Annotated in this window: 13 protein-coding genes, 1 tRNA gene, 1 other RNA gene and 2 pseudogenes; 10 read left to right on the forward strand and 7 right to left on the reverse strand. The window is 47.4% G+C overall.

Translation table 11 applies throughout. The features are described 5' to 3' along the window. Positions 1-58: 58 nt before the first annotated feature. Together FDX11_RS01755 and FDX11_RS01760 are read right to left on the reverse strand one after the other, a co-directional pair. Positions 59-194, reverse strand: a non-coding RNA gene (locus FDX11_RS01755) — RtT sRNA. 45 nt (positions 195-239) lie between these two features. Further along, positions 240-327: transfer RNA gene (locus tag FDX11_RS01760), tRNA-Ser, on the reverse strand. Positions 328-562: 235 nt separating this feature from the next. On the opposite strand from FDX11_RS01760, the gene ghrA reads away from it, so the two are divergent. The 4 genes from ghrA (at position 563) to FDX11_RS01785 (ending at position 3,487) form a co-directional block, all read left to right on the forward strand. After that, positions 563-1,501, forward strand: coding sequence for a glyoxylate/hydroxypyruvate reductase GhrA (gene ghrA, locus FDX11_RS01770; protein ID WP_137397389.1), 939 nt, complete (start codon positions 563-565; stop codon positions 1,499-1,501). 86 nt (positions 1,502-1,587) lie between these two features. Next, positions 1,588-2,325 (forward strand): phosphatase, encoded by a 738-nt coding sequence (locus FDX11_RS01775; protein ID WP_042309259.1) that lies wholly within the window; start codon positions 1,588-1,590, stop codon positions 2,323-2,325. A 23-nt stretch (positions 2,326-2,348) separates the two neighbouring features. Further along, positions 2,349-2,903, forward strand: coding sequence for a molecular chaperone (locus FDX11_RS01780; RefSeq protein ID WP_042309256.1), 555 nt, complete (start codon positions 2,349-2,351; stop codon positions 2,901-2,903). A 101-nt stretch (positions 2,904-3,004) separates the two neighbouring features. Next, entirely contained in the window at positions 3,005-3,487 is a 483-nt protein-coding gene (locus tag FDX11_RS01785) for a DUF1097 domain-containing protein (protein WP_042309254.1), read from the forward strand. Between the two features lie 44 nt (positions 3,488-3,531). Here FDX11_RS01785 and csgG read toward each other — a convergent pair whose 3' ends face one another. From csgG to csgD, 4 genes are read right to left on the reverse strand one after another with little or no spacing between them, the layout of a single operon-like run. Beyond that, positions 3,532-4,365: a curli production assembly/transport protein CsgG gene (gene csgG / locus FDX11_RS01790; protein WP_003036082.1), complete on the reverse strand. Its 834-nt coding sequence runs from the start codon at positions 4,363-4,365 to the stop codon at positions 3,532-3,534. A 25-nt stretch (positions 4,366-4,390) separates the two neighbouring features. Beyond that, entirely contained in the window at positions 4,391-4,804 is a 414-nt protein-coding gene (gene csgF / locus FDX11_RS01795) for a curli production assembly/transport protein CsgF (protein WP_137397390.1), read from the reverse strand. 25 nt (positions 4,805-4,829) lie between these two features. Further along, on the reverse strand, positions 4,830-5,222 hold the full coding sequence (csgE, locus tag FDX11_RS01800; protein WP_042309250.1) for a curli production assembly/transport protein CsgE: 393 nt from the start codon (positions 5,220-5,222) through the stop codon (positions 4,830-4,832). 4 nt (positions 5,223-5,226) lie between these two features. Next, on the reverse strand, positions 5,227-5,877 hold the full coding sequence (gene csgD, locus FDX11_RS01805; protein WP_042309248.1) for a biofilm master transcriptional regulator CsgD: 651 nt from the start codon (positions 5,875-5,877) through the stop codon (positions 5,227-5,229). Positions 5,878-6,639: 762 nt separating this feature from the next. On the opposite strand from csgD, the gene csgB reads away from it, so the two are divergent. The 6 genes and pseudogenes from csgB (at position 6,640) to FDX11_RS01835 (ending at position 10,511) form a co-directional block, all read left to right on the forward strand. Beyond that, entirely contained in the window at positions 6,640-7,095 is a 456-nt protein-coding gene (gene csgB, locus FDX11_RS01810) for a curli minor subunit CsgB (RefSeq protein ID WP_079224689.1), read from the forward strand. A 40-nt stretch (positions 7,096-7,135) separates the two neighbouring features. Beyond that, positions 7,136-7,585: a curli major subunit CsgA gene (gene csgA / locus FDX11_RS01815; protein ID WP_042309244.1), complete on the forward strand. Its 450-nt coding sequence runs from the start codon at positions 7,136-7,138 to the stop codon at positions 7,583-7,585. A 60-nt stretch (positions 7,586-7,645) separates the two neighbouring features. Then, on the forward strand, positions 7,646-7,978 hold the full coding sequence (csgC, locus tag FDX11_RS01820; RefSeq protein ID WP_042309242.1) for a curli assembly chaperone CsgC: 333 nt from the start codon (positions 7,646-7,648) through the stop codon (positions 7,976-7,978). Positions 7,979-8,126: 148 nt separating this feature from the next. After that, positions 8,127-8,447, forward strand: a complete 321-nt coding sequence (locus FDX11_RS01825) for a type 1 fimbrial protein (RefSeq protein ID WP_042309240.1) — start codon at positions 8,127-8,129, stop codon at positions 8,445-8,447. Positions 8,448-8,547: 100 nt separating this feature from the next. Beyond that, positions 8,548-9,075 (forward strand): annotated as a pseudogene (gene ymdB / locus FDX11_RS01830) (O-acetyl-ADP-ribose deacetylase); the annotation flags it as partial. Continuing rightward, positions 9,023-10,511: pseudogene (locus FDX11_RS01835) on the forward strand (phospholipase D family protein). The pseudogenes ymdB and FDX11_RS01835, both read left to right, overlap by 53 nt. 20 nt (positions 10,512-10,531) lie before the next feature. Here the strand turns inward: FDX11_RS01835 and mdoC are convergent. Then, positions 10,532-11,692 (reverse strand): glucans biosynthesis protein MdoC, encoded by a 1,161-nt coding sequence (gene mdoC / locus FDX11_RS01840; protein WP_042309234.1) that lies wholly within the window; start codon positions 11,690-11,692, stop codon positions 10,532-10,534. Positions 11,693-11,708 lie beyond the last annotated feature (16 nt).

Here is an 11,708-nt window from a genome sequence, read left to right on the forward strand (position 1 = left end):
GCGCTATATGGGAACCCAGCGTCGCACTGTGGAGTGCGTACGAGCTCTTCTTAAAATAAGGCGGTGAGGGGGGGATTGACTCGCTTTGCTCGCCCTGCGGGTAGATTCCTCGCGGGCTCGTCATCTGTCCAACTGGCTGCGCCAGTTGTCGAACCCCGGTCGGGGCTTCTCATCCCCCCCGCTGGCGTGCAATATGCGAAAAAAAAGCCCGTACTTGCGTACGAGCTCTTCTTAAGATATGGCGGTGAGGCGGGGATTCGAACCCCGGATACGTTGCCGTATACACACTTTCCAGGCGTGCTCCTTCAGCCACTCGGACACCTCACCATATTGTTGTTCCTGTGCTACCGGAACGGGCGCTAATTTAGGGAAATACCGCCCCGACGTCAATCAACTTTTTGAAAAAAACGTGCATTTACACAAACTTCAAACAATCTGGAGCTTAAATAAGCGGGAATTGTTTTTTTTGCCAGCACCCTAAAATTTGCTACTCTGAGGTTCCCTCGAAAAATGATGATAATAAGTGCGAGAAAGTTCCGCATAGCAATGCTCAGGAGAAAAGATGGACATAATTTTTTATCACCCAACATTCGATACAACCTGGTGGATTAATGCGCTGGCAAAAGCAATACCAGGCGCGAACGTCCGTGAATGGAAAGCGGGTGATAATGCGCATGCTGACTATGCGCTGGTTTGGCATCCGCCGGTTGAAATGCTCGCAGGACGAAAATTAAAAGCCGTATTTGCACTGGGTGCGGGCGTCGATTCCATTCTCAGTAAACTAAACGCTCACCCGGAGATGTTGGATACCTCGATCCCGCTTTTTCGTCTGGAAGATACGGGTATGGGCCTGCAAATGCAGGAATATGCGGTAAGTCAGGTGCTGCACTGGTTTCGTCGCTTTGATGATTACCAGGCATTAAAAAACCAGGCGAAATGGCAACCTTTACCAGAGTATACCCGCGATGAGTTCACCATCGGGATAATGGGGGCCGGTGTTTTAGGTGCGAAAGTTGCCGAGAGTTTACAGTCATGGGGGTTCCCGCTGCGCTGCTGGAGTCGCACGCGTAAATCCTGGCCTGGCGTGGAAAGCTTTGCTGGTACCGAAGAGCTGGGCGCGTTTTTGAGCCAAACTCGCGTGCTTATCAACCTTCTACCCAATACGGCAGAAACCGTGGGCATCATTAACGCAGGTTTACTCAGCCAGTTACAGGATGGCGCTTATGTGCTGAACCTGGCGCGCGGCGTTCATCTCAAAGAAGACGATCTTCTGGCATCGCTGGACAGCGGCAAGGTGAAAGGCGCCATGCTGGATGTCTATAGCCGTGAACCGCTGCCGGAAACCAGCCCGCTATGGAAACATCCGCGAGTGGCGATGACACCGCACATCGCCGCTGTTACCCGTCCGGCGGAAGCGGTGGATTATATCTCCCGTACGATTTTGAGTCTGGAAAGTGGCAAAGCCGTTACGGGTCAGGTCGATCGCGTACGGGGGTACTAATGCTAACCCGGCAAGTGCCGGGTTTCCGCTAATAAATGGCGGCGATACCTGCTATCCTTGACGGAAAATGACTACAGGAGAGAGTTATGTATCCCGTTGACCTGCATATGCATACCGTCGCCAGCACCCACGCCTACAGCACCTTAAGTGATTACATCGCTGAAGCCCGTCGCAAAGGCATCAAGCTGTTTGCCATTACCGATCATGGACCGGACATGGCGGATGCGCCTCACCACTGGCACTTTATTAATATGCGCATTTGGCCTCGAATCGTGGACGGCGTAGGGATCCTGCGCGGAATTGAAGCGAATATTAAAAATATTGAAGGTGAAATTGACTGCTCAGGTCCGATGTTTACTTCCCTGGATTTGATTATCGCAGGCTTTCATGAGCCGGTTTTCGCTCCACACGATAAAGACACGAATACGCAGGCGATGATAGCCACCATGGCCAGTGGCAACGTACACATTATCAGCCATCCCGGGAATCCGAAATATCCCGTCGATATCACTGCGATTGCTCAGGCCGCGGCAAAATATCAGGTTGCGTTGGAAATCAACAACTCTTCGTTTTTGCATTCGCGTAAGGGCAGTGAGGACAATTGCCGCGCGGTTGCTGCAGCTGTGCGTGATGCCGGCGGCTGGGTCGCGTTAGGGTCAGATTCACATACCGCTTTCACATTAGGAGATTTCGGTGAATGCCGTAAAATTCTGGATGATGTGAATTTCCCGGAAGACCGAATTTTAAACGTTACGCCAAAACGCCTGCTGACGTTTCTGGAATCGCGAGGCATGGAGCCGATCGCGGAATTTGCTGAACTGTAATTGTTACTAACTGGAATATATCAATGAACGAGTTTTCTATCCTGTGTCGTGTACTGGGCTCGCTGTTTTACCGCCAACCTCAGGACCCTATACTGGTTCCTCTGTTTACCCTGATTAGCGAAGGTAAACTTTCCGCCAACTGGCCGCTGGAACAGGACGAACTGTTGGCTCGTCTGCAGAAGAGTTGCGATATGCCTCAGTTGGCTGCGGATTACAACGCGTTATTTGTGGGAGACGATTGTGCGGTGCCGCCTTATCGTAGCGCCTGGGTAGAAGGGGCGAAAGAATCGGATGTGCGTGCATTCCTTTCTGCCCGGGGAATGCCGCTGGCAGATACGCCGGCAGATCATATTGGCACGCTGTTGCTGGCGGCTTCATGGCTTGAAGATCAGTCTGCGGAAGATGAAAGCGAAGCGCTTGAAACCTTGTTTGTGGACTACCTGTTACCCTGGTGCGGCACGTTTCTGGGGAAAGTTGAAGCGCATGCGAATACCCCATTCTGGCGTACTATAGCGCCTCTGACGCGCGATGCGATTGGTGCGATGTGGGACGAATTGCAGGAAGATACAGACGAATAAATGTGATTTTAATCACATTAAACTGCAACTCAATTTATCAACTTGCATAAATTGTGTGCGCGATCGCATTCCCATGCCGTTTTTCTGCTAAGATGCGCGGCATGAATATACTTCTCTCAATTGCAATCACAACGGGCATTCTCTCCGGGATCTGGGGATGGGTGGCCGTTTCTCTCGGTTTACTCAGCTGGGCTGGTTTTCTGGGCTGCACAGCCTACTTTGCCTGTCCGCAAGGTGGGTTGAAAGGGCTGTGGATCTCGGCGTGTACGCTGCTAAGCGGTGTTGTGTGGGCGTTGGTGATTATTAACGGCAGTGCGCTTGCCCCACATATGGATATTGTTGGCTATGTCATGACGGGAATTGTCGCGTTTATGATGTGTATACAGGCAAAGCAATGGTTGCTTTCATTTGTGCCGGGCACATTTATTGGTGCTTGTGCAACGTTTGCAGGGCAGGGAGACTGGCGACTGGTCGTGCCATCTTTGGCGTTGGGCCTGGTATTCGGCTATGCGATGAAAAATAGCGGATTGTGGCTGGCGTCACGCCGTGAAAGTCGGATATCGCCGACGTTGACCAATAAATAAAAAGCGTGAGGATCCCCTCACGCTTTTTATGCCGTAACGATCTATCAGGATTCTGGCGGTACCGACATATGGCGGTATTTAACCAGGATGTCATTATCAACTTGTTTCTTATCCTGCAAATCCCACAATCCGCGATCTATCCCGTCATTAATCAGGAAGATAACGCCGGTTTCAATTGCTGACATCAGGCAAAGCATAACCGGTTCGTTAGAGGTATAACCAATTTCACCCTCCAACAGACGCTGGTAGTCAATGAAGCGGAACACCCCAGCCTGCACTTCATAAGACAGAATGGTTTTGCTGGTATTCACCGATGAGAGGATTTCACCGGTACTGACGTTAACCACGCGCAGGTTTACCGCTATCTGGTCAAGCTGGTATTGCGTATCGGCGCCAATACCGAAATAGCGCGCGCCGACTCCCCCTGATTTAACGTTGCTTTCATAACCGATAATTGACCCTTCCACCATGACGTTTGCAGCGGTCAGGGACTGGAGTGGGATCCGGTTATTAATGGCAACCGTACCGTTTTCCTGAGCCGCGCGAATGATTTTTCGTTCGTTAAGCAAGTTCTGTAACCCCTGACGTTCCAGCGGGACGAACCAACGAGAATCTTTCAATGCGGTGACGAGCATAGCCGTGGCGCTTTGCGGAACGGCGGTAGAGAAGTTACTTGCCGGGTAAGGTTTAAACTGGCCAGTCTCATCCTGAATGTTGTATACCGACACAAATATCTTACCTGTAGGCATAGGTAGATGCGTCAAATCTTTATAGCTTTGGGCTCGGGGCATTAACGTCGGCTTAGCGGCCTCTTGAGGCGGGGCGGTTAAGCATCCGCTGAGTAAAATTACTGCCACCATGATAAGTAAGCGCTGCATGATTTTTTCCTTTCGTGGCTATAATTTAGAAATCGGTTGACTGATTTTGCAAACCCGAAACTTCAATAGTCGACGTTTTCCCTGTTTTCCTGTCCGTGACATTCAATTGCAGTTGCCCATCCCGGTTGGCGATATCAATGATAAAATCATTGGTTACCATCCTCCCCGGTTTACCGGTATTGATATTAGTGAGTAAACCACCGAGTATTTGCGACTGAATAGCTTGAGTAAAATTATCCAGTGCTGATGGGACTTCAACCCCGAAATCATCACCACTCGGATCTTTATACGAGTTCTGCGCCTGGGCGCTATTTAATAAAAAAGAACCGTTGTTTGGATTGCCACCAAAGTTTGGGTTGCGGAACTGGAACGTCATGTTTCCGGCCCAACTTAATGGTGAAATTAGCATGAGCAAAACCACTGTATGTTTGACACGCATGAAAGCCTCCGGACAAAATCATGTTTTAGAATTCATCACGCGCTAAATCGCTTGTGCTTAATAGTGTTTGATCTATTTGCCGGCGATTTAATGCTTCCTCAGTTTCTGCCAATGCGAAGACCACTATTTTGTCGAAGTCTCTTTTCGTCGGGAATAAAAAGGTCTGGAAGATAACGTCCTGATTGACCGTTATAGTAATCCAACTTCCCCAACGTGCACTGGGCCTTTCATTAATGGTTAAGTTTCCTGTGTACTCGCTTTCCCACTTGTCACTAAAGGCCCTATAAAAATCATGGCCAATGGAAGAGACCGTGTGGTCAGTCAATAGTCCGGGAACCTCCACTTCTACAGCCGCGTGTAGATTCCCGGCAGCAAGGACTAAATTTGCTGCCACAATCCAGGTCAAATAGCGTTTCATGGCTTTATCGCCTGAGGTTATCATTGGCCCACGAAACCGCCTGCGTACGATTTTTGACAGCTATCTTTTTGAAAAGGTTATAAAGATGTGTTTTCACCGTATTTTCACTGATAAATAGTGAGCGCGCGATTTCAATATTTGAGGCACCGATACGTAGTTTATTAAGGATCTCTTTTTCACGGTGAGTCAGTAATGCCGACTCCGTGCTGTTGTAACGATAGTTACCGGAATGTGTGATCAGGTAGCTGGCGAGCTTTTGCGAAAAGTAGCATTCGCCGCGCAGCACACCTTGCAAGCCGCTGACTACACGTTGTTCATCTTCGGTTGCGTAAAATACACCATTGATATGCGGCCAGTTTTCAATATCCCGATAGGGATAATCATCTGGGGTATTCAACAATAAAGTCTTTATATTGTTGTTTTTTCTGCTCAAATTATCTTGCCAGTAATGGATCAGTTTTTTATCTGCCTCCATCATATCCATTAAAACAATGCAGCTGGAGGAAATATCATCCAGAGATCGTTGAATATTATGCAATTTTCCGGTTAGCGCCAGTGATTGCTTTAAGTGCTGTAATAACGCAGTTGCCTGCAGCGAAGGTTTAGTGATCAACAATAATGTATGACCATGAATACTATGGACTTCATTAAACATGATGAAACTCCACTTTTTTTAGTCGCACACCTGACAGCTGTCTCTACTAAAATAGAGGCACCAGAAGTACTGACAGATGTTGCACTGCTGTGTAGAAATAAAATATCGACCCAACGGGGTAAAAATATCAAAATAAATGGACTTCAACTGTTTTCAATCTAGCTATTACAAATCTTAAAGCAAGTGTTAAACATGTTACATAATGTAAATTTATATATTAAAATGTGATTTTGGGGTTTTAATTGAGTTTAGATTTGATAGTAAAGTTGTACATTTTAGGCTTATTGCATAGATTTAAAAAATCATACAAATTATAATATCTCATTGATTTAAAATAAAAAAAATTAAAATTTTTCGGCTTTGAATTCCTGATGAATTCAGGTTGTCTCGCCTGAGTTTAAGTTGGACAATTTTAGATTGAAAAAAATGACGCTTGTCACGACTTGTACCGATGTCTATCGCAGCACGATGCTACGAAGCCCGGAAATGGAGGGGGATGCGCTTTTTCTGCCTCTGCATAGAAATTCACTCTTAAGGCTTTAAAAGAAATTAAATTCAAGGCGGTAACGGTATTGTTTGTTGTTAATTAATACTTTGGGGTGAATCCAAATATAAAAATACCACTGGCGGGTGAGTTATTTAAAATGTTTCAGCGGACATACTCTTCATCGTAACGTGGCGTTAACAAATGTAAGTCATGTTAACAACAATTTGAGTGGTAACTAATTTAACTTCATGTACGACCAGGTCCAGGGTGACAACATGAAAAACAAGTTGTTATTTATGATGTTTACAATACTGGGTGTGCCTGGGATTGCATCCGCAGCAAGTTATGATTTAGCTAATTCAGAATATAACTTTGCGGTAAATGAATTAAGTAAGTCTTCATTTAATCAGGCAGCCATTATTGGTCAGGTCGGCACTGCGAACAGTGCAAATATTCGTCAGGGCGGCTCGAAGCTACTGTCGGTCATTTCGCAAGAAGGTTCTGGTAACCGGGCGAAAACAGACCAGACGGGATCATATAACTTTGCATATATTGATCAGGTGGGTAGTTCCAATGACGCGAGTATTAAACAAGGTTCTTATGGTAATACAGCGGTAATTATCCAGAAAGGCTCTGGTAATAAAGCAAATATTACCCAGTATGGTACACAAAAAACAGCAGTTGTGGTGCAGAGACAGTCGCATATGGCAATTCGCGTAACTCAACGCTAATCCATTAACGACTTTTAAATCAATCCGATGGGGGTTTACCATGAAACTTTTAAAAGTGGCAGCATTCGCAGCAATCGTAGTTTCTGGCAGTGCTCTGGCTGGTGTTGTTCCGCAATGGGGCGGCAATCATCATGGCGGCGGTAATAACTATGGCCCAGATTCTTCAATGAGCATCTACCAATATGGGACAGGCAACGTAGCGAATGCTCTGCAAAGTGATGCGCGTAAATCAGATGTCACCATCACACAACACGGGCGTGGAAACGGGGCTGTTGTAGGTCAAGGTGCTGATGACAGTACCATTAACCTGAAACAGACCGGCTTCCAGAACAGCGCCACTATCGATCAGTGGAATGCAAAAAATGCTGATATTAGCGTGACCCAGTTCGGTGGCCGTAACGGTGCGTTGGTTAATCAGACCGCTTCTGATTCCAATGTGCTGATTCGTCAAGTTGGCTTTGGCAACAACGCCACAGCTAACCAACACTAATTCAGTTTTCTGACTGATAATAAACAGGGCGTGAGCCCTGTTTTTTTTCGGGAGAATATGATGCATACGTTATTACTCATTGCCGCGCTGGCAAATCAAATAACATTCAATACGACCCAGCAAGGCGATATGTACACCATTATTCCACAGGTGACGTTAACTCAACCCTGCGTATGTGAGGTACAAGTTCTTGCCGTTCGTAAGGGGGAGGGGGGACAAAGCCAATCGCAGCAGAAAACAAGCCTTTCGGTCCCCGCTAATCGGCCGATTGAACTAACTAAACTGAGCTTTAATATTTCACCTGGGGATTCGGTCAAAATTATCGTTACCGTTTCGGATGGGCAGTCTCTGCATCTGTCACAACAATGGCCTGACTCAACCAGTCAGCCATAATTTTTGCCGTATTTGCATTAAGGGTGTGGCTGGGAATGCGGTGCTGTTCTATGAATATAGAAACGTACAACGTTTTATTTGATCGTAGCTCGCAGCGGTGAAGGATCATTCAGATCCCTCAAGGATGACTAATCATTGAGGAACCCTTATGTGTACATTTTTTAAACGTATTTTTAGCGCCAGTTTTTGTACGTTATCTTTTTTTACTCTCCCCGCAGTGGCACAGCAAATCTCGTCTGGCGGGGTTATTCATTTTCGCGGTGCAATAGTTGAAGCGCCCTGCGACGTTAGCACTCGACAACAACAGATCGAATTGTCTTGTATACGTAATGGCTCTACCCGTAATACCCTCTACAATCATCAACAGGTCACGACAGCCCCTCAGAATGTGCAGCAAATTGCCACTGTAAAAATGCATTACCTCAATGAACAGAAAAACATGGCGATTCTGAACATTGAATATAAATGAACCATTCTGGCTTAGACATGCAAACTTGTGGTTAAAAAGTGACATTTCAAGGAAAACCCTGCTGTACACTTAACGAATCGTGTTTTGTCAGGGGGAAGTTATGCAATCACGCGTGCATGTATTACACGGCGATATTACGACGATCGCAGTTGATGTGATTGTCAACGCGGCGAATTCAACGCTACTGGGAGGCGGTGGTGTTGATGGCGCGATCCACCGCGCTGCCGGACCTGCATTGTTGGAGGCTTGTAAACAGGTTATTCAGCAACAGGGACAATGCCCGACCGGTCATGCCGTTATCACGCTGGCGGGGGCACTTCCTGCAAAATCGGTTATTCATACCGTTGGACCCGTCTGGCAAGGTGGAGAGCATCATGAGGCTGAACGTCTCGAAGAGGCCTATCTGAATACGCTGCAACTGGCCCTGGCCAATGGGTATCAATCCATTGCATTTCCGGCAATCAGTACCGGAGCCTACGGATATCCCCGCGCAGCAGCGGCAGAAATAGCGGTAAACACGGTGTTGAAATTTATTACCCGTCGTACGCTTCCTGATCAAATATACTTTGTTTGTTTTGACGAAGAAAACGCTCAACTCTACAAGAGACTACTTGCCCAGCAAGGTGACAATAACGGACTGATATGACACGACTTGAGCGGGCTATCACGCCACTTTGCGCTAACCACCCTGGAGACTGTGGCATTCTTACGTTGGATGACAGCCTGGATGCCTTTGCTGCTCGTTATCGGCTAACAGAAATGGCGGAACGTACACTGGATGTGCAGTACTACATCTGGGAGAACGATATGTCCGGGCTATTGTTGTTTTCTGTCCTGTTGGCTGCGGCGAAACGTGGAGTGAAGGTCCGCTTGCTGTTGGATGACAACAACACGCCGGGTCTTGATGACACGCTGCGGCTACTGGACAGCCATCCTAATATACAAGTTCGTCTGTTTAATCCCTTTTCCTTTCGTATCCTGCGCGCCCTCGGCTATTTGACCGATTTTGCCCGGCTTAATCGGCGTATGCACAATAAAAGTTATACCGCTGACGGTGTGGTGACCATCGTGGGCGGGCGTAATATTGGTGATGCCTATTTTGGGGCGGGTGAGCAACCGCTGTTTTCCGATCTGGACGTCATGGCTATTGGGCCAGTTGTCAAAGATGTTGCGGATGATTTTGAGCGTTACTGGCACTGCCGTTCTGTTTCAACGTTACAAAACGTACTTGAGATGTCGGAGTCAGATTCCTTGCAGCGTATCGAACTGCCTGAATCCTGGTATAACGATGATATTACTCGCCGCTATCTGCACAAGCTGGAGACCAGCCAGTTTATGACCAGTCTTGATCAACAGTCGCTGCCGCTGATTTGGGCGAAAACGCGTTTGCTGAGTGATGATCCAGCCAAAGGTGAAGGGAAAGCGCCGCGCCATTCGTTATTACCGCAGCGTTTGTTTGATGTGATGGGGTCGCCTGGCGAGCGAATTGATATTATTTCCGCCTACTTTGTGCCAACTCGCGCCGGGGTAGCACAGCTTTTGAGAATGGTAAGGAAAGGCGTCAAGATTGCTATTTTAACCAATTCGCTGGCGGCGAATGATGTGGCTATTGTTCATGCGGGCTATGCGCGATGGCGAAAGAAACTGCTGCGCTACGGCGTAGAATTATACGAACTTAAACCTACCCGCGAACACGTTTCAGTGGTCCACGACCGCGGATTAACCGGTAATTCAGGGTCCAGCCTGCATGCAAAAACCTTCAGTATTGACGGCCGAAAAGTATTTATCGGCTCGCTTAATTTTGATCCCCGTTCAACGCTGCTTAATACGGAAATGGGGTTTGTGATTGAGAGTGAAGTGCTGGCTGAAGTGATCCATAAACGTTTTATGCAGAGCCAGCGTGACATGGCCTGGCAACTACGCCTCGACCGCTGGGGCAGAATTAATTGGGTGGATCGCGCTTCCGGCAGCGAACAGGTACTGAAAAAAGAACCCGCCACAGGATTCTGGAAGCGGGTTCTGGTGAAGCTTGCATCTGTGTTACCCATTGAGTGGCTGCTCTGAACCACGTAATGAGAGAAAAATTAACCGGCCACAGCTTTATTTTTATCTTGCTTAACGGGCGGTTTACCCGAGAAGAGAAACTTCAGCACCGGTATGCGTAAATGGATTTCGTACAGTATCACCGCAATCCCGACCACAAACAGCAGGCCGCAGAAAAAGCCCAGCAGATTCGATGAGATATGCGGTGTGATATACGCGCCAAAAAACAGCGTCAAAGGGTGATGCACTAAATAGATAAACAGCGATGCGTTGACAAAATAGGTCACGCGAGCCGACTGGAAATTCAACAAACGGTGACCAAGCGAAAAGACGACGTTCACCATCCACAGCCCCATGACCATGGTGATGACATATTCGGTTTCATACATCCACGCATCGCCATTGCCATAACGTTGATTAAGCAGGTACGCGACAAACGCCAATGCTGCGCCTATCGTGCAGCCGCGCGATGGCGTGGTAAACAGCGCTTTCAGAGTAGGATTGATAAACGCCAGTGCGCCGAGCATAAAGAAAGGCACATAGAACAGCGTTTGCATAACAATAAAATTAAACATGCCATCGCTGAGAATTGAAGGGTAGAGGATGAAAATCGCCCTCCTGACGGCGGCATAACCGATACCCAATAAAATAAAAATCAGCGTTAATTTGCTCATCGACACAGAAGAGGGGTTAGCCCCTTCGCTACGCATTGTCTTATTTTTCATCTGGGTAAATACCCACATGCTTACGGTCGTTAAAACCACCAGAACCAGTAAAAACCACAGATGGGAAATAAGCTCCCAGGCCAGCGTGTTGTACTTTTCGTACCCGCTGAGAGTATGCCAGCTGTCTGCTTTGCCCTTCACGTATTGCAGCATGATAAATTGCGGCAGCGTCAGCAATGGAATCGCCGTCAGCATGGGGATTCCCACGCGTTCTACACGTACTTTCCACCACCGCTTTAGCGGATAGCGCAAAAATAACATGTACGAAAAGTAACCCGAAATAACAAAGAAGACCTGCATGCGAAATGCATGGATAAAATCGTTAAAAAGGGTCAACCACCACGATGGCTCTGCGCTGTTCACATGCCAGGTATGGGTGGAATAGATCAGAGAAATATGGAAGGGGATCCCTAACAACATTAGCCAGGCACGGATGGAGTCAAGAAAATATTCACGTGGTGGTGATACAGAGCTCATAGACAGTTACGTATTC

The organism is Citrobacter sp. wls714, from assembly GCF_005281025.1.
Classification (GTDB): Bacteria; Pseudomonadota; Gammaproteobacteria; order Enterobacterales; family Enterobacteriaceae; genus Citrobacter; species Citrobacter werkmanii.

Bases quoted from the DNA above. Each gene is read 5' to 3' on its own strand.
- ghrA (WP_137397389.1), top strand. From the start codon at position 563: ATGGACATAATTTTTTATCACCCAACATTCGATACAACCTGGTGGATT.
- FDX11_RS01775 (WP_042309259.1), top strand. From the start codon at position 1,588: ATGTATCCCGTTGACCTGCATATGCATACCGTCGCCAGCACCCACGCC.
- FDX11_RS01780 (WP_042309256.1), top strand. From the start codon at position 2,349: ATGAACGAGTTTTCTATCCTGTGTCGTGTACTGGGCTCGCTGTTTTAC.
- FDX11_RS01785 (WP_042309254.1), top strand. From the start codon at position 3,005: ATGAATATACTTCTCTCAATTGCAATCACAACGGGCATTCTCTCCGGG.
- csgG (WP_003036082.1), bottom strand. From the start codon at position 4,365: ATGCAGCGCTTACTTATCATGGTGGCAGTAATTTTACTCAGCGGATGC.
- csgF (WP_137397390.1), bottom strand. From the start codon at position 4,804: ATGCGTGTCAAACATACAGTGGTTTTGCTCATGCTAATTTCACCATTA.
- csgE (WP_042309250.1), bottom strand. From the start codon at position 5,222: ATGAAACGCTATTTGACCTGGATTGTGGCAGCAAATTTAGTCCTTGCT.
- csgD (WP_042309248.1), bottom strand. From the start codon at position 5,877: ATGTTTAATGAAGTCCATAGTATTCATGGTCATACATTATTGTTGATC.
- csgB (WP_079224689.1), top strand. From the start codon at position 6,640: ATGAAAAACAAGTTGTTATTTATGATGTTTACAATACTGGGTGTGCCT.
- csgA (WP_042309244.1), top strand. From the start codon at position 7,136: ATGAAACTTTTAAAAGTGGCAGCATTCGCAGCAATCGTAGTTTCTGGC.
- csgC (WP_042309242.1), top strand. From the start codon at position 7,646: ATGCATACGTTATTACTCATTGCCGCGCTGGCAAATCAAATAACATTC.
- FDX11_RS01825 (WP_042309240.1), top strand. From the start codon at position 8,127: ATGTGTACATTTTTTAAACGTATTTTTAGCGCCAGTTTTTGTACGTTA.
- mdoC (WP_042309234.1), bottom strand. From the start codon at position 11,692: ATGAGCTCTGTATCACCACCACGTGAATATTTTCTTGACTCCATCCGT.